Source organism: Ectorhizobium quercum (assembly GCF_026552795.1).
GTDB lineage: Bacteria > Pseudomonadota > Alphaproteobacteria > Rhizobiales > Rhizobiaceae > Ectorhizobium > Ectorhizobium quercum.
The window spans coordinates 226,134-244,300 of sequence record NZ_JANFPI010000007.1; the positions used below are offsets into that span (position 1 = coordinate 226,134).

Sequence of the window (18,167 nt, forward strand, 5' to 3'; positions counted from 1 at the left end):
TGGCCTTGGTGCCGTCAGGCCGCCTTGCGCTCGTCGGCGAAGTGGCCGCACCAGTCGGTGGCCGACACCACCGGCCACAGGCCACGCGCATTCGCCTCCGGCTGCGTGACCGGAGGGTTGAAACGACACAGGCCGGCGTTTTCCGAAACCTTCTGCGTGTTGGCGACATGGTTCTCGTAGAATGCGCAGGCATTGCAGGTGGCGTTGCTGGACATCGTTCAGTCTCCTTCTTCCGGGTGGTCGCGGCCCGTAAAGTTGAGCCGCTCATTCATGAAATCTAGAATGATTCTAAAATAGAATTTCTATCGGCGCAAGCCACTTTAGAATCATTTTACATGCGACATTTGCGCCTGCATGCCATGCCGTCGCATTGTGGCCGGCAAATACATCCGCCTCCGCTGCAAAATCCAACGGCACGTCGCAAAGCCGCTCCGATCGCCCGTGAGGCAGAGTATTGGTCACGGGACAGTAACGAAGCCGCCTGGACAACAATCACAAAATGGTTAGCCGGCAGGCGAAAAGAGTCGAATCGGGGTTGATGCCGCAAGATTTACTTGCATGAAGGTAGTACGCATCAATAAATTGCCGAATCAGGGAGCAGAGATGATCAGCAAGCGAGCAAATACCTTGAGAAAGCCGCGGCAAACCTTCCGGAAACGCCTGAAGGCTTCCGTCAAGAAGGTTCCGGCAAACCGCCGCCCGGTCGAGATCCATCGAATCGACTCCGCCCTCGTCGATGATCGCAATGGGGAAGGTGGAGACGGTTCGGGGAATTCGCATTCATGAAAAGACGGCCGCTCGGCTCGTAAACCCGGGCGCCATACCGGAGCGGAGGATCTCCGGAACAATCCGTTGCCGGCGTCATTATCCGGCAAACCAAGGCCCTTCCCGCATCCTGCCACCCGCCGGCCCCGCGGAACCGGCCCCGCGGCGAAGCAGAAATTCTTCTGCACGACCGCACTGATTGATCGACAATCGGCACGCCGCAAATTATCTATAAAACATGAGCGCGAAAACGGAAGAAACAGTGGCCGCCCGGATCAGCCGGACCCTGGCGGAGAGGATCATTGCAGGCGAGATCGAACCCGGGTCGCGGCTGAGGCAGGACCACATCGCCGAGGAGTTCGGCGCAAGCCATGTGCCGGTGCGCGAGGCCTTCCGGCGGCTGGAAGCGCAGGGACTGGCGGTGAGCGAGCCCCGGCGCGGCGTGCGGGTGGCGGCCTTCGACCTCTCGGAAGTGAAGGAAGTCGCGGAGATGCGGGCCGCGCTCGAGGTTCTGGCGCTGCGCCACGCCGCGCCGCATCTGACCCAGGCGATCCTCGATGCGGCCGAGGAAGCCACCAGGGCGGGCGACAATTCGCACGACGTCCGCTCCTGGGAAGAGGCGAACCGCCGCTTCCACCGCCTGATCGTCGAGCCCTGCGGCATGCCGCGCCTGCTCGCGTCCATCGACGACCTGCATGCGGCCAGCGCCCGCTTTCTCTTCGCCGCCTGGCAATCCAATTGGGAAGCGCGCACCGATCACGATCACCGCGCCATTCTGGCCGCGCTGCGCAAGGGCGATGTCGAAACCGCCTGCTCGACGCTTGCCCGGCATGTTCAGTGGATCGGCCATCGCCCGGTTCCGGCCGCCGGCGGCCGCAAACGCGATGTTTTTGCGATAGTCGGATAAAATTATCTACATCTCCCTTGCGAGTCAGCCGCTCTTGTGGATTCATTATAGATATCTTCAACGATTATCTATAAAATCAAAGGAGCCGACATGAGCCAGACACTCGCTCTTTCCAAGCCCAATCTCAGATCCGTGGCGAAGACGACCGCCGCCATCGTGCTGGGGGCGGCCTTGATCACGCTCTGCGCCAAGCTGCGCGTGCCCTCCTGGCCGGTGCCGATGACGCTGCACACGCTCGCGGTGATGGCGATTGCCGTCACGATGGGCGCGCGTCTCGCCACGGCGACCTTCTGCGCCTATCTCGCCGCCGGCGCGGCGGGCCTGCCCGTCTTTTCGGGAACGCCCGAGCGCGGCATCGGCATCGCCTACATGGCCGGCCCGACGGGCGGCTATCTGCTCGGCTATCTCGGCGCAAGCTGGCTGACGGGCACGCTGGCGCGCGGCCGCGGCACGGCCGGCCGAACGCTCGCCATGCTGGCGGGGCTTGGCGTCACCTACGCGGCCGGTCTTCTGTGGCTTGGCCTCTATGTCCCGGCGGATCAGATCCTCGTCCTCGGCTTCGTGCCCTTCATCCTCGGCGACCTGATCAACATCGCGATGGTCTCGCTCGGCGCCGCGCTCGTTCCCGCCCGCTTTCTCCGGAAGGCCGGCCGATGAGCCGCGCCACGCACGCCACCGGCCTGCCGTCCGGGCAGGCCGCGCCGCCGCCGCGCACCGACTGGACGCAGGCCGAGGCCCGGAAAATCTATGATCTTCCCTTCCCGGAGCTTCTGTTCCGCGCGCAGGAAGTCCACCGGCGGCACTTCGACCCGGCCGAGGTCGAGACGGCGACGCTGCTGTCCATCAAGACCGGCGGCTGCCCGGAAGACTGCGGCTACTGTTCCCAGAGCGCGCACTGGAAGACCGGCGTCAAGGCGACCAAGCTGATGCAGGTCGAGCGGGTGCTGGCGGAAGCCCGCCGCGCCAGGGCGGGCGGCGCGACGCGCTTCTGCATGGGGGCCGCCTGGCGCAGCCCCAAGGACCGCGACATGGATGCGGTCTGCGCCATGATCGAGGGCGTGAAGGCGCTCGGCATGGAAACCTGCGTCACGCTCGGCATGCTGACGCCGCCGCAGGTCGAGCGCCTGTCGGAAGCCGGCCTCGACTACTACAACCACAACATCGACACGTCGCGGGACTTCTATCCCGAGATCATCACCACCCGCACGATGGACGACCGGCTGGAGACACTGGAAAACGTGCGGGCCGGCGGCATCAAGGTCTGCTGCGGCGGCATCGTCGGCATGGGCGAGACGGTGGACGACCGCATCTCGATGCTGGTGACGCTCGCCACGCTGGAGCATCACCCCGAAAGCGTGCCGCTCAACATGTGGAACGCGATCGAGGGCGCGCCGGTGATGGACAAGGCCAGGCCCGCCGACGCCATCGCCTTCGTGCGGCTGATCGCGCTCGCCCGCATCCTGATGCCGCAAAGCGTCGTGCGCCTGTCAGCGGGGCGTGACGCCATGAGCGACGAGATGCAGGCGCTGTGCTTCCTCGCCGGGGCGAACTCGATCTTCACCGGCGACGTGCTGCTGACCACCGGCAACCCCGGCCGCGACAAGGATGCCGGGCTTCTCGCCAGGCTTGGCATGCGCGCGGCGCGATTGCCCGTGGAAGCCACCGGCGGCGATTCCCCGTCCGTGCCTGCGCATGGCGGTTGCTGCTCCCGCGGCCATGCCGAAGCGCGGACCGCCGCCGCACCCTGAACCGGGGGCGTACCGTCACCGGCGCGGTCTCGCATTCCGGCGGCAACACGGGTGGCCGCCGGATCAGGCGGTGGGCGGGAAGGGTCCGCGCATTCGGCTGGGCGGCTGATCGTGCAGGCGGTTCCAGACCCGCCGCAACTGCCTTGTCGAGGCAAACCCGGCCCGCGTCGCCACGGTTTCCAGATCGACGCGGGAGCCGGTGAGGATTTCGCGCGCCAGCGCCGCGCGCATGCGGTTGACATAATCGCTCACGCTCATGCCGGCATGCTCGTTGAAGATGCGCGACAGATTGCGCGGGCTGGCGCCGGCAAGCCTTGCCAGCGCGGCGACGGACCATTGCCGCGCCGGATCGGCGGCGACGGCATCCTGCACACGGTGAACGGCCGGGTGGATGTGGTTTCGCCCCTCGAGCCAGGGCGAAAGCTGCGGGTCCGATCCGCCGCGCCGCAGATAGACGACGAGATAGCGCGCCACGGCGAGCGCGCAGGTGTGGCCGGCAGTCTGCGCCACGATATGCAGCATCAGGTCGATGCCGGCGGTGATGCCGGCGCTGGTCAGCCGCTCGCCGTCCTCGACATAGAGCCGGTTTTCACGCACCCGCGCGGCGGGGGCGAGTTCGGCAAGGTCTTCCGTACAGGCATGGTGGGTCGTGCAGTCGTACCCGTCGAGCAATCCCGCACGGGCGGCCAGCAGGGCGCCCGAGCAGATCGAGACGAGCCGGATGCCGGGCCGGATCGCCGTCCTCAGCCATTCGACGATGAGCGCATTCAGCGCGAAATCACCGGCCCTCGCGGCCGGATCGCCGCCGAGCGGGGTCTCCGTGCTGCCGGAAACGACGACGATGGCCCCGTCCGGCAGGCGCTCCGGCAGGGGCTCGATGCCGGCGATGGCCAGGCCGATGGAGCTTCCCGCCGTCGAGGACGGCCCGATATAGCGAACGGCGAAGCGAACCCGGTCCTGTTCGAGATTGGCCTTGCGCAGCACCTCGACCGGCCCGGCCACGTCAAGCAGCAGCACGCATGGCGGCACGACGACATAGACGGCGATGTCGAGGGGCTGCGTCGCATCCGTCATGCGGCGGCCTTCTCCTGCCGCCCGGCAAGCGCTTCCTCCACGGTGGCGATGCGGGCGAAACGTCCGGCCAGCACCAGTTCCGTGCGCGCCCGGATTTCCGCCGCGCTCCATTCGCGGCCGGCCGCATCCGTCATCGGGAAGGTCAGCGTCGCCTCCCCGACATAATCGACATCGTAACCAAGGTCCGACGCATGCCGGGCCGTGGTTTCACAGCATTGCTCGGTGCGGATTCCGGATATGACGACCCGTCGAATGCCGTTGCTCGTCAGCCAAACGTCGAGGCCCGATCCCACCAGGGCGCTGTGACGGCGCTTGCGGAAGACGGCGTCCGGCCGGATGTCGAGCGGCGCCAGCGTCGCGACGAAACCCGAGGCCTCGGAAAAGACGCCGCTCTCGTCGACGTGAAAGATCTGGACCACGGGAATGCCGGCGGCTTTCGCCCCGTCGACGAGAGCCTGCTGCCGCTCGACGAAGGCCGGCAGGGCCGCCTCGTTCCAGTAGTCGCGATGGCGAAAGGATTCCTGCACATCGATGACGATCAGCGCGGTCTTGGAAGCGGACATCGGAGAACTCCTGTGTGTTGACATGAGCCCATGTTAGACCCTTGCACTGACGGCAGGAAATACACCGGCAGGACGAAGACCGGACATATCGTGCCATCGTTCCCATCGAAAGCTTCGCGATCTTTCAGGGCACGGCGATGAGAAGCAGATAGGCGAAGAAGATGACCAGATGGACCAGCCCGGTCAGGAGGGTCGTTCGCCCCGTGCTGAAGCTGACCATGCAGGTCGCCAGCGCTATCGTCAGAAGGGCGATGTCGCCGGGAACCAGCCCGAGGTCCAGCTCTCTTCCCGATATCAGGCTCGCGACGGCCACGAGCGGAACCGTGAGGCCGATCGTGGCGCAGGCCGAGCCCAGCGCGATGTTCAGGCCCCGCTGCAATTCGTTCCTGAGCGCCGCCTTCACCGCGGAGATCGATTCCGGCATCAGGACGAGCGTCGCGATGAAGGCGCCGATGATCGCCTCGGTGTGCTCGATCTGCCAGCGGATGAGGCTCTCCTCGACGCTGTGGGCGACGATCTCGGTCAGCATCACGATGCCGGCGAGCCCCGCCACCAGCAGAACGAGGCTGGCCGGCAGGCTGCGTTCCGGCAACGCCGGATGGACCATTGTCTCATGGCGGAGATCCTCGACGAAATCGCCCCTGTAGCGTCTCGTCTGCGCGATCACGAAGACGACGTAAAGGAGGAAGGCCAGCGTGGCGATGAATGCCAGTTGCACGTGGGAGAACTCGCCCGGGCGGCCGGTCAGCGTAAAATTCGGCAGCACGAGCGTGAAGCCGGCCAGGGCGATCAGCATGGAGAGGAATGCGCTCGTCCCCTGCCGCTTCAGGTCCTGTCGAACGTGCCGCCATCCCCCGAGGGTCAGGCAGGCGCCGACGACGCCCGCGCATATGATCATCACGGTGGAGAATACCGATTCCCGTGCCAGCGTCGGCTTTTCGGAGCCGTCCAGCATCAGGGAAATGATGACGGATGCCTCGATGGCCGTGACGGCCAGCGTCAGGACCAGCGTGCCGAACGGTTCCCCGACATGGTGCGCGACGGTTTCGGCATGGCGCAGCACCACGAAGACCGTCGCGAAGATCAGGACGATGGCGGCAAAGTCCAGGCCATGTTCGAACGTGGCGGGAAGCGCGGCGGGAAACGGTGCGAAAGTGGCAAGCACCGCGATCAACAAGGTGCCGGCTGGCAAGCCGATTTCGGTCAGCGTGTGGCGGTTCAATGTCGCGGGTCCTAGATGCGGGAAGCGAATGTCAGCGGTCGCCCTGTGATGGCAGATAATCGCCTTCCGGCGCAATGGCCCCGACGACTTCGCAGCCGGGAAATCCCGGACGTGCCGCATCGGCCGATACGGTGCCTCCCCCGCGCGTGACATAAGAAAGCCCGAAAAGACGATGAGAAGGTGCCGCGCAATTCATCGTCGGGATGGTGTTTTACATGACGGCTTTTCGTTTTCTGTGCCTCGGTTTTCTTCTGGCATGCTCGACCGTTCGGCCGGCCACGGCCGCCGATCTCATCACCTTCTGGGACAGTCCGCAAAAAGGCGGAAACAGCTTCAACGAGACGCCGCCGGACGAGGCCTATTTCAGGGCGCTGGCCGACACCGGCGCGACATGGGTTCGCCTGACTTTCAGCAAGTGGAAGGGCGAGGGTCGCGACTTTCTGATCGGAAACGCCGACCGTTACGACGGCCTGAAGGCGCAGGATCTGGCGACGCTGCGCAAGGTTCTGGATGCCGCCGAAGCTGCGGGTCTCAAGGTGGTCGTCGCGCCGCTCAGCCTGCCGGGCGCGCGCTGGGTGCAGCAGAACGGCGGCGCGTTCGACGACCGCCTGTGGTCCGATCCCGCCTTCTCCGATCAGGCGGTGCGTTTCTGGGCGGACCTTTCCGCAGCCCTGAAGGATCATCCGGCGATCGCCGCCTACAATCTTCTCAACGAGCCCGCTCCCGAAAAGACCACCGGCCTTGCGGAAAACGCCGCGATGGACGACCTCAAGGCATGGCAGGAAAAGCAGGCGGGCGGCCCGCGCGACCTGCCGGCGCTTTACGAACGGATCATCGCGGCGATCCGCGCGGTCGATCCGCTCACGCCCGTCATGGTCGACAGCGGCTACTACGCCAATCCGCGCTCGCTCGCCGCCTGGCCGGCACGCCTTTCTGACGACCGGGTGCTCTACGCCTTCCATATGTACGAGCCCTACGCCGCGACGAGCGCACCGAACATGACGCGCAAGGAACCCTTCCGCTATCCGGGCGTGACGACCCGCTACGCAGGCGGCGATCTCGCCTGGGACCGCGCGGCCGTCACCGCCCATATCGACACGGCGTTCGACTGGGCGAAGGCGCAGGGGCTCGCGTCCAACCGGGTGGTCGCCGCCGAGTTCGGCTGCATGCGCCTGTGGGCGGATTGCCGCGCCTATCTCGAAGACGTCATGGATGCGGTCGATGCGCGTGGCGGCCACTGGGCCTTCTATTCCTTCCGCGAGGATGTCTGGGACGGCATGGACTACGAGCTGCCGGCAAGCCTCAAGCCCGGCCGGTTCTACTGGCTCACGGAACAGGGCAGGAGCGACAGGCTGCCCCGCAACGGCGATCTCATGCAGCTTCTGAAGCAGCGGATGCGGAACTGAACGGCAGGTGTATCCGGCCGGGAAACCCGATACGCTTGGCAGATGCAATCATGGTGCCGCCTTGACGAGATCGGCGCGCAGCCGCGGCGGATAGTCGATCGGGATTTCTTCCTTTGCATAGAGCGGGCCGGACAGGTCCGGATCGGTGAGGACCGGCCGGACCGTGTAGCGGCCGGGCGCAAGGCCCGGCGGGAAGAACGGGACATAGCCGTCGCCGGCGCTGGAGCCGTGAAAGATGACGTGGGTCTCGCCATGCTTTTCAATCACATTGTCGTCCAGCAGGCGGCTTTGCCCCGGCGTCAGGGTGAAATCGCCGATGTCGTAGAGCTTGTGCGGGACGCTTTTGCCGTCAGGCCCGGTGAAGATCAGATGGATTTCCCCGTGGCCGATACGGATATCCCCCTGCCCCCGGTTGTCGAGGGAGAGCGTGAAGAGGTTACGGTAGTAATCCGGGTCCTCGGTGTTTCCACTATAGTCGGCCGCCGACAGCGCCAGCGGCGCGGGAGGTGGCTGCTGCGGATCGTAGCGTGCGGCAAGATCGTAGGCATCCTTCAGCGAGACCCAGCGCTCGATCCTGTCCTTCCTGCCGTTGTAGGCAATCTTCATCCAGTCGTCGCCCCTGAAGGCCAGGATGATGGCGACATCGCCCCTGATCAGATAGGCTCGGGTCCTCGCCGTCTCCTGCGGGGCCGAATAGAGCGCAAGCCGCTCCACCGGCACATCCCATACTTCTTCCCTTTCTTCGGGCGAAATGACGTCTTCCGACAGGATATTGCCTCGCCGGTCATAGGAAACGGACCGCATGGGCTTGCTGAAATAGGGCCAGTCGACCGCATCTTCCGGCACCCGCGATTGCTCGACGATCCAGACCGACCGGTCCGGCTCGATCCGCAGCACGTCATGGTGCCAGCGCGCCCCGCCGCGGCAGGTGCTGTAGATGGCCTTGCGCTCGGGAAGGCGCTCGATGCTCCAGAAGCCGCCGCAGTTCTGCCGGTCCGCAACCGCATCCGGCACGTCGAACATCGCATAGGACTTCGACCCGGAATCGTAGAGGTAAAGGCCATAGCCGATATCGACCATGCCGGCAGGCAGGCCGACGGCGAGATCCGGGTGGCCGTCGTAATCATAATCCTCCTCGTCGAAGAAGGGCGACGTGCCCTGTGCATCGATGTCCTCCTGCGTCATGAGCGTCAGGCGCCGGCCGTCCGGCTGCACCAGAACATAATCCCCTCCGCGCTTTTCGACCCGCGCGGAGATGCCGGGTTCCGGCGTGAGGACGAGGGGAAGCTTGTCCTCCTCCGCAAAGGCGGCGAAACATAAGAAGGAGAACGCACCGGCCGCAAGAAGAAGGCGCACCGCCTGCCGAAAAAGCGAAGGAGACGATCTGGACATGGATTCAATTGCGCTCCGTCTGGACTTCCGTTTCCCGCAACCGGATTCGGGCGCTTCGGCCCATGCCCCGGCCCCATGCGTTTTCAGCCCGGGCAACGGCAACCGTCACCGAAGCGGCATGGAGACGAAAAGAATATTGCAGTTGGCGCAACCGGCCAATATCAGGCAGGACAGGATGGCCGAAAATGGCTTCGCGAAGGAAGGTTTTCCCCGCCGCAAAGCCGCCTTCGGCACGTTTGCCGGAAATGTTCCGTCGTTTCCCGTTACCAACCCGGGTTCAGTCGCATGAGAACAGTGGTTCAATCGCTCCTTCTGCCCCTTTCGCTGCTCATCCTTGCCGGCAGCGTGGTCATGGGCGTCGCACTCATCGCCAGCCGGGCGCAAGGCGGCTTCTTCCCGGGGCTCGGTCTCGCGCTCGGGATATTGCTGCTGGGGGCGGGAAACTGCCTCTCCTGCCTGCTCAATACCGTCATCTGGGGGTCCGGCTACCGGCCGCGCTGGCTCGGCGCCCTCCTTGCGGTCCAGGCCCTGCCGGCGCTGCTCTTTGCCGGCTGGGCAGCCAGCGAGTTGTGGGAGACGCGCGCGGAAAACGTGGCAAGCGCCCAGCGCGGCGCCATTCTCGATGCCATTGCCAGCGACGACCTTCCGGCGCTGTTGACCGCTCAGGCCGGGTGCGGCGAGCGTTGCACGGCAAGGACGAGAGCCGGCGACGACCTGCTCGCCGCCGCCGATTACGGAGCCCGCAACGCAGCACGGCATCTGATCGGACAGGGAGCGGTCGTCGGACGAGGGAACTGGTACGGCGCGCAAATGAGCCTGCGCACCTGCGAGGGATCCTATCTGCCGCTGCTGATGGCCCTGAGCGTCGCCGTGGCGCGCGAGGACGAGGAGATGGCGCGGCTCCTGCTGCCGGTCAGCGACGAGGCGGCCAGAAGCGAAGCGCTGCGCACCGCGGCCGAACTGGACCGGTTGGATTTCGTCCGGTTCCTTTCAGCCGCGGGCGTGCCCCTGAACACCCGCGAGCAGGGCGGGACCGGCGAGCGGCACCTGCTGGTGGCCGCCGCCGGCGGTGCGGCGATGCATGTCGGCGGATGGCTGTTGGAAGAACGGCCCGTCCCGGTCGGCAAGGCCGATCTGCAAGCGGCAACCGGGGCGCTTTTCCGCTTCATGGAGGAAACCGGCGTGCCGCGGTCGCTGGACTTCGCCCGCATGCTGGTGGCGAACGGGGCGGATATCGATGCGCCTTTCCGCGACGAGCCGAGCTTTCTCGACGAAGCCGTGCGGACAGGCCGGAAGGACGTCACGACGATGCTGCTTTCGGCCGGCGCCGATGCCTCGCGGCTGTCGGCGGATCGCACCGCCGCATTGAACACGCTTCGACAGGAACCCGACAGGCCGGCCTATGACCGGCGGACGGAGGGATGCGTCCGTGTGGGCGGATAGCATTCGACGCCCGGTGCCGTTTGCCGGATTCAGAGCATGTTTCGCCTTCACGGCTCCGTTCGGGCATACCGCCCGGTGAAGGTAACGTTGAAGCCGCCGCACTGGTTATTGTCCTCGACGTCGAGGTGCCCTCCCCCCAACGTCAGCCGCAGCCTGCAATCGTAGGTCTCGCCGCTCGCGTAGTCGATGGCCCGGTCGTCGGCGATCGTGAAGGCGATCTGCCGGTCGTCTTCCCGCACGCCCGGCCAGACCACCGAGAAACTGCCGGTATTGACCGATCCGCGGCTTGTCCTTTCGGGATCGGTCGTGCCGAATGTCGCATTGCCCTCGATCAGAAGCCCGCCCGGCTGCGGGCCGGCGGATATGGCGATCGCCTTCTCCGGGCCGGATTGCCATTCGCCGACCCACCCCGCCCCTGCGCCGGCCGGTCCGCTGCCGCAGGCGATCACCATGACCGTCGCGGCGATGAGAGGGGGTATGAACGTGCCAGCCTTTGAAATCATCCTCGCGGCTGGATTGCAGCTAAAACGGCGACGGCTGGCGGGAAGCGGTGCGATACCGGACGACCGGCGCGGGCTCCAGCCGATCCGTTGCTGGAAGGTGCCTTGCGTCGACAGGTCTGTCATGGAGCTTTATCCCTCGTCCTGCTCACCGCACCGTCGAAGACGCTTTCCGGGTCATCGCTCAGACAATCATGGATGTCGCCAGCGGCGAAAGGGCGAGCAGCATCGCGATTGCCCCGACTCCGCTGCCGTGATTCTTCACCGCATGGAAACCGAAGACAAGCGCCGGAACGGCCGGTATCCATGCAAAGATCATGTAGGCCCACACGCCCTCATACATGATCAACCACCACCAGAACCATGCGGTCGAGAGGCCGAAAGCCAGAGCCACGATGCTGGAAAAGGTCCAGTCCTGCCTGCGCCACATGCTGTATCCTTATGCCGTCTCTTCATTCCGGAGCGGTTCGCAGATCAGCGGAAAAACGCATAAAAAGCAATCAGAATGGCAATCATCCGCCATTTCCGGCCATCTCCCTGCGATTTTGCGCGTCTCCCCTCCCGACCTCATTTCCGGGCGAAGGGTTGTTTTATCGCAATCCGGCCCTAAGCTTATTGGTATGGACAAATTTTAAAAACTTGTCTGATTTCATCAGGTTAATGCTGCATTTTCTCCGTTCTGCGTTATCGACCTGTTCCGGAGGGTTTCATGGGTCAGCACTGTCCCCCGCGCCTGTCCAGGCGCACATTCCTCTCATCCGTCGCTTTCACCATTCTCGCCGGCACCGCCGGACCGGTGCTGGCCCGCAGCTTCCGGGGCGGAATTCTGCCCTGGACATCCTATGCGGCCGATCCGCCGGTCCAGGTGACGCCGGGCGGCTGGCATTTCTTCACGGCCGAGGAAGCCGCGACCGTCGAAGCCATCGTCGACCGCCTCATTCCCCCCGACGACATCACCATCGGCGGCAAGGAGGCCGGCTGCGCGGTCTATATCGACCGGCAGCTTGCCGGACCCTTCGGCAATTCCAGCCGGCTCTACACCCAGGGGCCCTTCCTGCCCGGCCTGCCGACGCAGGGCTATCAGGGCGAGGCGGTGCCGGCGGCGCGCTATCGCAGCGGGCTCGACGCGATCAAGGCCTATCTGATGCAGAACGGCGGCACGCCCTTCACGGCGCTTTCCCCGGAGCAGCAGGACACCTTCCTGACCGATCTGGAGGCCGGCAGGATCGCGCTTCCACACAATATCGACGGCAAGGGGCTCTTCACCCTGATCCTCAACAATACGATGGAAGGCTTCTTCGCCGATCCCGTCTATGGCGGCAACAGGGACATGGTCTCCTGGCGCATGCTCGGCTTTCCCGGTGCGCGATACGATTATCGCGACCATGTCAGCAAACACAATCAGCCCTATCCGCGGCCGCCGGTGTCGATTGCCGGCGCGCCCGAATGGCTCGCACAGTGAGGTCGGGACGATGACGAGAATTCTTCCCCGCAAGGATGTGGTGATCATCGGCCTCGGCTGGAGCGGCTCCATCCTCGCCCATGAACTGACCGAGGAAGGTCTGGACGTGCTTGCCATCGAGCGCGGACCCTGGCGCGACACGGCGACCGACTTCAACATCGGCTACGCCCAGGACGAATTGCGCTACGGCATCCGCCGCGACCTGTTCCTGCAACCGGTCGTCGAGACGATGACGGTGCGCAACGATCCCTCGCAGACGGCGCTGCCGATGCGCGATTTCGGCTCGTTCCTGCTCGGCAACGGCGTCGGTGGCGCCGGCGTCCACTGGAACGGCCAGACATGGCGCTTCTGGGATTCCGATTTCCAGATCCGGACGAAGCTCACCGAGCGTTACGGCGCGCAGAAGGCCGCCGACCTGCAATTGCAGGACTGGGGCGTCACCGCCGCCGAGATGGAGGTCTTCTACGACCGCTTCGAGTATCTCGCCGGCATTTCGGGCAAGGCGGGCAATATCGCGGGACAGATCCAGGAGGGCGGCAACCCGTTCGAGGATCCGCGCGCCCGCGACTATCCGCTGCCGCCGATGGAAATGACCTACGCGCCGACGCTCTTTGCCGAGGCCACGCGCTCCCTGGGGATGCATCCGTTCCCCGCGCCTTCCGCCAACCTGTCGAAGGATTATATCAATCCGCTCGGCATCGCGATGGGCCAATGCACCTTCTGCGGTTTCTGCGAGCGCTTCGGCTGCGCCAATTATTCGAAGGCCAGCGCCCAGACCACCATCATGCCGGTTCTCATGAAGAAGAAGAATTTCGAGGTGCGGACGGACAGCGAAGTGCTGCACGTCGATCTCGACCGCTCGGGCCGGATGGCGCGGGGCGTCACCTATGTCGATACGTCCGGCGAGGAATTCTTCCAGCCGGCCGATCTCGTCCTCGTCTGCGCCTATGCGCTTCACAATGTGCGCATGCTGATGCTGTCGGGCATCGGCGAGATCTACGATCCCGACACGGGCGAGGGAACCGTCGGCCGGAACTACTGCTACCAGACCAATGCCGGAGCCTCGGTCTTCTTCGACGACAAGAATTTCAACCCCTTCGTCGCGGCTGGCTCGCTCGGCCAGACGGTGGACGACTTCAACGGCGACGCCTTCGATCACGGACCGCTCGATTTCGTCGGCGGCGCCGGCGTGAACTGTATTCCGACGAACGGCCGCCCGATTTCCACGCGGCCCATGCCGCCCGGCGCCCCGCGCTGGGGCGCGGGATGGAAGGAGGCGACCCGGCAGGCCTACAAGAGCACGCTGAGCTTCAGCTCGCAGGGCTCGAGCTACCCGGTCCGCACCAACTATCTCGACCTCGACCCGACCTACAAGGACCGCTACGGACGGCCGCTGATGCGGATGACCTTCGATTTTCCCGACAACGACATCCGCATGTCGAACTGGGTCTCGGACCGGATGGAGGAGATCGCCCGAACGCTCGGCGGACGCGAATACACCATCGCCCGGCGCAACAAGAGCTGGGATTCGGTGCCCTACCAGAGCACGCACAATACCGGCGGCGCCGTGATGGGCGCCGATCCGAGCACCAGCGTGGTCAACCGCTATCTGCAAAGCTGGGACGTTCCCAACGTCTTCGTGATCGGTGCGTCGGCCTTCGCGCACAATGCGGGAAAGAACCCGACGGGCACGGTCGGGGCGCTCGCCTTCCTCGCAGCCGACGCGATCCGCAACCAGTATCTGCGCAACCCCGGTGTTCCCCTGGTGTCGGCATGAGAAAGATCGCTCCCCTCCTGGCGCTCGGCGCCTTCCTCGCCTCGTCCGCCGCCGCCGGTGCGGCCGATCAGGCCGACAGGATCATCAACGGCCGCTACCAGGCCATCCTCGGCGATTGCGTCGCCTGCCACACGAAGGCCGGCGGCCAGCCCTTCGCCGGCGGCGAACCTCTGCAAACGCCGTTCGGAACGCTGGTGCCGCCGAACATCACCCCCGACAGGGAAACCGGCATCGGCAACTGGTCGAAGGACGACTTCATCCGCATGATGAAGACCGGCATCGGCCATGACGGCACCCGTCTTTATCCCGCCATGCCCTACACCGCCTATACCAAGATGCCGGAGAAGGACATTTCCGATCTCTGGGACTATCTGACGACGATCGAGCCGGTGTCGAACGAGGTCGTCGCCAACCAGTTGCCGTTCCCCTTCAACATCCGGCTCCTGATGCTCGGCTGGAACATGCTCAACTTCACGGAAGGCGCCTTCGAACCCGATCCGAACCAGTCGGCGGAGTGGAACCGCGGTGCCTATATCGTCCAGGGGCCGGGCCATTGCGGCACCTGCCATTCGCCGAAGAGCTTTCTCGGCGCCGACAAGGACGGCGAATTCCTGCAAGGGGCTTCGCTGCAAGGTTGGTATGCGCCTAACATCACCGGCAATCCGCATATCGGCATCGGCAGCTGGAGCGAGGAGGAGCTGGTGCAATATCTGAAGACCGGCACGAATGCCCACACCGTCGCCTCCGGGCCGATGACGGAAGCCATCGCGGATTCGACCTCGAAGATGACAGACGCCGATCTGAAGGCGATTGCCGTCTACCTGAAAAGCCTGTCGCCGGAGGCCGCATCGAAGCCGGCGCCGGTCGGGGCCGCCGACCGGCGGATGATTGCCGGCGCGGCAATCTATCACGACACCTGCTCGGCCTGCCACGGGATGGACGGCAAGGGCGCCCGCCAGCTCTTCCCGGCGCTGGCCGGCAATGCCATCGTGCAGCAGCCGAGCGCCGAGACCCTGGCGCATCTGGTGCTTGCCGGCAGCCAGGGCGTCGGCACCGCCGGAGCGCCGACCACGCCCGCCATGCCCTCGCTCGCATGGCGCCTGAACGACCAGCAGATCGCCGACGTGCTGACCTATATCCGCAACAGCTGGGGCAACGCCGCGCCGCCGGTGGCGCCCGATGCGATTGGCGACGTTCGCGGCAAGTAAGGAACACGCGCGGCCTGGCCGCCGGACGTGAAATCCGCATCGGCGCGCGGGCGTTCCGGAGCATTGCAGCGGTTCAGGAAAACGCTGCAATGCTCCGGCTCTTTGTTTTTGCGCAGTTGCGAACGAAACCCGCTTCGCACTTTTCCCGACCCTAGAGATTTTGCGCGAGATAGTCGACAAACGCGGTGACGCGTCTTGAAACCCGTCGTCCCGAGGCCACGACGGCGTAGAGATTGTGCTCGGCCAGTTCGTATTCCTCCAGCACGGGGACGAGCCTTCCGGCGGCGACGTCGGCCCTGATGTCGATGCTGGACTTGAGGACGACACCGGCGCCGGCGATCGCCCAGTGGCGCAGCGTCGCCCCTTCGTTGGCGGTGCGGTCGCCCGATACGCGGACGCTGAACTCGCGGCCCTTGTCCTGAAAGTGCCAGCTCGACTGCGGAGCGTCGGGTCGCGCCAGCACCATGCAGTTGTGGCCTTGCAGATCCCGCGGATGGCGAGGCTTGCCCGCCTGCTCCCAATAGCCGGGCGAGGCGCAGATCTGCCGCGTCCCGCGGATCAGCAGGCGCTGGTCCGCCCGCGAGGCGCCGAGCTGTCCCATGCGCAGGGCGACGTCGAAACCGCCTTCGGCCAGATCCATCACGGAATCGCTCAGCAGCAGCGCGAACCGGACCTCGCGGTGAACCCGCATGAACCCGTCGATGACCGGCGCCAGGCTGTTGCGCCCGAAATCGTTCGTGGCCGTCACCCGGATCTCGCCACGCAGCCGCCCGCGGTCGGCGACGGAATCGATCGCCTCCTGCACTTCGGCCAGGATGCGCCGGCAGTCCGTCAGGAAATGCTCGCCCTCCGGCGTGAACGACAACCGCCGCGTGGTGCGCACGACGAGGATCGCGCCCACCTGTTCCTCGAGGCGCTGCAAGCCGAGCGTGACGGCCGAGGGCGAGAGAGACAGGGCGCGGGAGGCGGCGGCAAGACTGCCGTGGTCGGCAATCGCCACGAGAAGCCGCAGGAGGCTGAGCTGATCCATCGTTAATCCAGACTGAATTCTGCCTTTCGATGTTAGGTGATTATTGTTCCAAATGAAAATGATATCCAGGTCGGTACAATCGATAATCGGAGCGGCAATGACCGAATCCTCTTTCTGTCCCGCGACGCGCGGCGGTGACGGTCTCGGTGCCCTGATCGGCAAGAAGCTCTTCGTTGCCGGCGGCGGATCGGGCATGGGGGCGGCCATCGCCCGGCTGGCTGCGGCACGCGGGGCGCATGTCGCCCTTGCCGGACGCAGCCGGGCGAAGCTGGACGGCGTCGCGGCCACCTTGCGGGACAAGGCGATCGCCACCCATGCGATCGACCTGTCGGACCAGGACGCCGTGACCGGGGCGGTCGCCGCGGAAGGCCCCTTCGACCACATCGTGACCACCGCCGGGGATCTGACATTCAAGCCGCTGGTCGATCTGAGCGAGGACGAGATCAACCGGATGCTGGCCTCCAGGTTCTGGGGACCGGTCAACATCGCCCGGGCGGCGGCGACGCATCTCGTCGCAACCGGCAGCCTGATCTTCGTGTCCGGTCTGGCGGGATACCGGCCATCGGCAGGCTCCGCCGTCGTCGGGGCGCTGAACCTGGCGCTGGAAAGCCTGGCGATGGGTCTGGCGCTCGAACTCAGGCCGCGCCGGGTCAATGTCATCTCGCCCGGCGTCATCGATACGCCACTCTGGTCCGGTATGGGGAAGGCGGAACGCAAGGCCTTCCACGACCGGGTGGCGGCGGAACTTCCCGCCGGCCGGATCGGCACCGTCGAGGATATCGCCCATGCCGCCATCTCTCTGATGGAGAACGGCTTCATGACAGGCTCGGTCGTCCATGTCGATGGCGGCGGGCGCATTGCTTGAGAGGAAAACATGCTGATCGATCTATCGGGAAAGACCGCCATCGTTTCGGGTTCCACCGCGGGCATCGGCCTCGCCATCGCGAAGGGCCTTGCCGCCAGCGGCGCGCATGTCGTGGTGAACGGACGCCACCGGGAGGCGGTGGACCGCGCGGTGGCCGCTGTAAAGGCGGCGGTGCCGGACGCGAAGGTGACGGGACTGGCGGCCGATCTCTCCACCGAAGCCGGGGCGACCGACCTCGTGCATGCGCATCCGGCCTGCGACATCCTCGTCAACAATCTCGGCATCTACGGCCCGCAGGACTTTTTCGAGACCCCCGACGCGGAATGGCGGCGCTATTTCGAAGTCAACGTGCTGTCCGGCGTGCGGCTGGCGCGGCTCTATCTTCCGGGAATGGAGAAGAACGGCTGGGGCCGCGTCGTCTTCATCTCCTCGGAATCCGCCTTCAACATTCCCGCCGACATGATCCATTACGGCTTCACCAAGACGGCGGCGGTGTCGATCGCGCGCGGTCTTGCCAAGCGCATGGCGGGAACCGGCGTGACGGTGAACTCCGTGCTGCCGGGACCGACCCTTTCGGACGGGATGGCCGCCATGCTGGAGGACGAGGCCAAAGCGAGCGGCAAGTCCCTCGAAGATGCCGCGCGCGACTTCGTGCTCGCCAATCGCCCGTCCTCGGTCATCCGCCGCGCGGCGAGCGTCGAAGAGGTCGCCAACATGGTCGTCTACACCTGCTCTGACCAGGCCTCGGCCACAAGCGGCGCGGCCCTGCGCGTCGATGGCGGCGTCATCGACAGCCTGTGAGGAA

The 18,167-nt window shown here is 65.4% G+C and carries 20 protein-coding genes; 11 read left to right on the forward strand and 9 right to left on the reverse strand.

Annotated elements, in window-relative coordinates:
* Nucleotides 1–14: 14 nt before the first annotated feature.
* Both NOF55_RS19950 and NOF55_RS19955 read right to left on the reverse strand, forming a co-directional pair.
* Nucleotides 15–215, reverse strand: coding sequence for a hypothetical protein (locus NOF55_RS19950; protein WP_306412868.1), 201 nt, complete (start codon nucleotides 213–215; stop codon nucleotides 15–17).
* A gap of 277 nt (nucleotides 216–492) precedes the next feature.
* Complete coding sequence (locus NOF55_RS19955; RefSeq protein ID WP_306412869.1) at nucleotides 493–714, reverse strand: hypothetical protein; 222 nt, start codon at nucleotides 712–714, stop codon at nucleotides 493–495.
* A gap of 289 nt (nucleotides 715–1,003) precedes the next feature.
* On the opposite strand from NOF55_RS19955, the gene NOF55_RS19960 reads away from it, so the two are divergent.
* From NOF55_RS19960 to bioB, 3 genes are all read left to right on the forward strand, one after another.
* On the forward strand, nucleotides 1,004–1,672 hold the full coding sequence (locus tag NOF55_RS19960) for a GntR family transcriptional regulator (protein WP_306412870.1): 669 nt from the start codon (nucleotides 1,004–1,006) through the stop codon (nucleotides 1,670–1,672).
* A gap of 90 nt (nucleotides 1,673–1,762) precedes the next feature.
* Entirely contained in the window at nucleotides 1,763–2,329 is a 567-nt protein-coding gene (locus tag NOF55_RS19965) for a biotin transporter BioY (RefSeq protein ID WP_306412871.1), read from the forward strand.
* On the forward strand, nucleotides 2,326–3,420 hold the full coding sequence (gene bioB, locus NOF55_RS19970; protein WP_306412872.1) for a biotin synthase BioB: 1,095 nt from the start codon (nucleotides 2,326–2,328) through the stop codon (nucleotides 3,418–3,420). The genes NOF55_RS19965 and bioB overlap by 4 nt, the downstream gene beginning before the upstream one ends.
* 63 nt (nucleotides 3,421–3,483) lie before the next feature.
* Here bioB and NOF55_RS19975 read toward each other — a convergent pair whose 3' ends face one another.
* The 3 genes from NOF55_RS19975 to NOF55_RS19985 all read right to left on the reverse strand — a co-directional run bounded on the left by NOF55_RS19975 (nucleotide 3,484) and on the right by NOF55_RS19985 (nucleotide 6,279).
* Complete coding sequence (locus NOF55_RS19975) at nucleotides 3,484–4,494, reverse strand: GlxA family transcriptional regulator (RefSeq protein ID WP_306412873.1); 1,011 nt, start codon at nucleotides 4,492–4,494, stop codon at nucleotides 3,484–3,486.
* Nucleotides 4,491–5,057, reverse strand: coding sequence for a cysteine hydrolase family protein (locus NOF55_RS19980; protein ID WP_306412874.1), 567 nt, complete (start codon nucleotides 5,055–5,057; stop codon nucleotides 4,491–4,493). The genes NOF55_RS19975 and NOF55_RS19980 overlap by 4 nt, the downstream gene beginning before the upstream one ends.
* Before the next feature lie 124 nt (nucleotides 5,058–5,181).
* On the reverse strand, nucleotides 5,182–6,279 hold the full coding sequence (locus tag NOF55_RS19985) for a calcium:cation antiporter (protein ID WP_306412875.1): 1,098 nt from the start codon (nucleotides 6,277–6,279) through the stop codon (nucleotides 5,182–5,184).
* A gap of 215 nt (nucleotides 6,280–6,494) precedes the next feature.
* Here NOF55_RS19985 and NOF55_RS19990 point away from each other — a divergent pair, with 215 nt between their 5' ends.
* Entirely contained in the window at nucleotides 6,495–7,685 is a 1,191-nt protein-coding gene (locus NOF55_RS19990; protein WP_306412876.1) for a glycoside hydrolase family 5 protein, read from the forward strand.
* A gap of 48 nt (nucleotides 7,686–7,733) precedes the next feature.
* On the opposite strand, the gene NOF55_RS19995 is transcribed toward NOF55_RS19990, so the two are convergent.
* Nucleotides 7,734–9,077, reverse strand: a complete 1,344-nt coding sequence (locus NOF55_RS19995) for a hypothetical protein (RefSeq protein ID WP_306412877.1) — start codon at nucleotides 9,075–9,077, stop codon at nucleotides 7,734–7,736.
* A 118-nt stretch (nucleotides 9,078–9,195) separates the two neighbouring features.
* On the opposite strand from NOF55_RS19995, the gene NOF55_RS20000 reads away from it, so the two are divergent.
* Nucleotides 9,196–9,366: a hypothetical protein gene (locus NOF55_RS20000; protein WP_306412878.1), complete on the forward strand. Its 171-nt coding sequence runs from the start codon at nucleotides 9,196–9,198 to the stop codon at nucleotides 9,364–9,366.
* Nucleotides 9,363–10,520 carry an ankyrin repeat domain-containing protein gene (locus tag NOF55_RS20005; RefSeq protein ID WP_306412879.1) on the forward strand — a complete coding sequence of 386 codons (1,158 nt, stop codon included), beginning with the start codon at nucleotides 9,363–9,365 and terminating at the stop codon, nucleotides 10,518–10,520. Before NOF55_RS20000 ends, NOF55_RS20005 begins: the two co-directional genes overlap by 4 nt.
* A 47-nt stretch (nucleotides 10,521–10,567) precedes the next feature.
* Here NOF55_RS20005 and NOF55_RS20010 read toward each other — a convergent pair whose 3' ends face one another.
* Both NOF55_RS20010 and NOF55_RS20015 read right to left on the reverse strand, forming a co-directional pair.
* Complete coding sequence (locus NOF55_RS20010) at nucleotides 10,568–11,146, reverse strand: pyrimidine/purine nucleoside phosphorylase family protein (RefSeq protein ID WP_306412880.1); 579 nt, start codon at nucleotides 11,144–11,146, stop codon at nucleotides 10,568–10,570.
* Between the two features lie 58 nt (nucleotides 11,147–11,204).
* Nucleotides 11,205–11,450 carry a hypothetical protein gene (locus tag NOF55_RS20015; protein WP_306412881.1) on the reverse strand — a complete coding sequence of 82 codons (246 nt, stop codon included), beginning with the start codon at nucleotides 11,448–11,450 and terminating at the stop codon, nucleotides 11,205–11,207.
* 279 nt (nucleotides 11,451–11,729) lie between these two features.
* Here NOF55_RS20015 and NOF55_RS20020 point away from each other — a divergent pair, with 279 nt between their 5' ends.
* Genes NOF55_RS20020 through NOF55_RS20030 form a run of 3 tightly spaced genes read left to right on the forward strand, consistent with a single transcriptional unit; the run spans nucleotide 11,730 to nucleotide 15,467 of the window.
* A complete protein-coding gene (locus tag NOF55_RS20020; protein WP_306412882.1) occupies nucleotides 11,730–12,482 on the forward strand; it encodes a gluconate 2-dehydrogenase subunit 3 family protein in 753 nt (250 codons plus the stop codon).
* Nucleotides 12,483–12,492: 10 nt separating this feature from the next.
* A complete protein-coding gene (locus NOF55_RS20025) occupies nucleotides 12,493–14,259 on the forward strand; it encodes a GMC family oxidoreductase (RefSeq protein ID WP_306412883.1) in 1,767 nt (588 codons plus the stop codon).
* Complete coding sequence (locus NOF55_RS20030) at nucleotides 14,256–15,467, forward strand: c-type cytochrome (RefSeq protein WP_306412884.1); 1,212 nt, start codon at nucleotides 14,256–14,258, stop codon at nucleotides 15,465–15,467. The genes NOF55_RS20025 and NOF55_RS20030 overlap by 4 nt, the downstream gene beginning before the upstream one ends.
* Nucleotides 15,468–15,618: 151 nt before the next feature.
* Here the strand turns inward: NOF55_RS20030 and NOF55_RS20035 are convergent, their stop codons facing one another.
* Complete coding sequence (locus NOF55_RS20035) at nucleotides 15,619–16,497, reverse strand: LysR family transcriptional regulator (protein WP_306412885.1); 879 nt, start codon at nucleotides 16,495–16,497, stop codon at nucleotides 15,619–15,621.
* A gap of 97 nt (nucleotides 16,498–16,594) precedes the next feature.
* Between NOF55_RS20035 and NOF55_RS20040 the strand changes: the two genes are divergently transcribed.
* Complete coding sequence (locus NOF55_RS20040; RefSeq protein WP_306412886.1) at nucleotides 16,595–17,362, forward strand: SDR family oxidoreductase; 768 nt, start codon at nucleotides 16,595–16,597, stop codon at nucleotides 17,360–17,362.
* Between the two features lie 9 nt (nucleotides 17,363–17,371).
* Nucleotides 17,372–18,163, forward strand: coding sequence for an SDR family NAD(P)-dependent oxidoreductase (locus tag NOF55_RS20045; protein ID WP_306412887.1), 792 nt, complete (start codon nucleotides 17,372–17,374; stop codon nucleotides 18,161–18,163).
* Nucleotides 18,164–18,167 lie beyond the last annotated feature (4 nt).

Coding starts and splice junctions, on each gene's coding strand:
- NOF55_RS19950 (WP_306412868.1), bottom strand. CDS start 215: ATGTCCAGCAACGCCACCTGCAATGCCTGCGCATTCTACGAGAACCAT.
- NOF55_RS19955 (WP_306412869.1), bottom strand. CDS start 714: ATGGATCTCGACCGGGCGGCGGTTTGCCGGAACCTTCTTGACGGAAGC.
- NOF55_RS19960 (WP_306412870.1), top strand. CDS start 1,004: ATGAGCGCGAAAACGGAAGAAACAGTGGCCGCCCGGATCAGCCGGACC.
- NOF55_RS19965 (WP_306412871.1), top strand. CDS start 1,763: ATGAGCCAGACACTCGCTCTTTCCAAGCCCAATCTCAGATCCGTGGCG.
- bioB (WP_306412872.1), top strand. CDS start 2,326: ATGAGCCGCGCCACGCACGCCACCGGCCTGCCGTCCGGGCAGGCCGCG.
- NOF55_RS19975 (WP_306412873.1), bottom strand. CDS start 4,494: ATGACGGATGCGACGCAGCCCCTCGACATCGCCGTCTATGTCGTCGTG.
- NOF55_RS19980 (WP_306412874.1), bottom strand. CDS start 5,057: ATGTCCGCTTCCAAGACCGCGCTGATCGTCATCGATGTGCAGGAATCC.
- NOF55_RS19990 (WP_306412876.1), top strand. CDS start 6,495: ATGACGGCTTTTCGTTTTCTGTGCCTCGGTTTTCTTCTGGCATGCTCG.
- NOF55_RS19995 (WP_306412877.1), bottom strand. CDS start 9,077: ATGTCCAGATCGTCTCCTTCGCTTTTTCGGCAGGCGGTGCGCCTTCTT.
- NOF55_RS20000 (WP_306412878.1), top strand. CDS start 9,196: ATGGAGACGAAAAGAATATTGCAGTTGGCGCAACCGGCCAATATCAGG.
- NOF55_RS20005 (WP_306412879.1), top strand. CDS start 9,363: ATGAGAACAGTGGTTCAATCGCTCCTTCTGCCCCTTTCGCTGCTCATC.
- NOF55_RS20010 (WP_306412880.1), bottom strand. CDS start 11,146: ATGACAGACCTGTCGACGCAAGGCACCTTCCAGCAACGGATCGGCTGG.
- NOF55_RS20015 (WP_306412881.1), bottom strand. CDS start 11,450: ATGTGGCGCAGGCAGGACTGGACCTTTTCCAGCATCGTGGCTCTGGCT.
- NOF55_RS20020 (WP_306412882.1), top strand. CDS start 11,730: ATGGGTCAGCACTGTCCCCCGCGCCTGTCCAGGCGCACATTCCTCTCA.
- NOF55_RS20025 (WP_306412883.1), top strand. CDS start 12,493: ATGACGAGAATTCTTCCCCGCAAGGATGTGGTGATCATCGGCCTCGGC.
- NOF55_RS20030 (WP_306412884.1), top strand. CDS start 14,256: ATGAGAAAGATCGCTCCCCTCCTGGCGCTCGGCGCCTTCCTCGCCTCG.
- NOF55_RS20035 (WP_306412885.1), bottom strand. CDS start 16,497: ATGGATCAGCTCAGCCTCCTGCGGCTTCTCGTGGCGATTGCCGACCAC.
- NOF55_RS20040 (WP_306412886.1), top strand. CDS start 16,595: ATGACCGAATCCTCTTTCTGTCCCGCGACGCGCGGCGGTGACGGTCTC.
- NOF55_RS20045 (WP_306412887.1), top strand. CDS start 17,372: ATGCTGATCGATCTATCGGGAAAGACCGCCATCGTTTCGGGTTCCACC.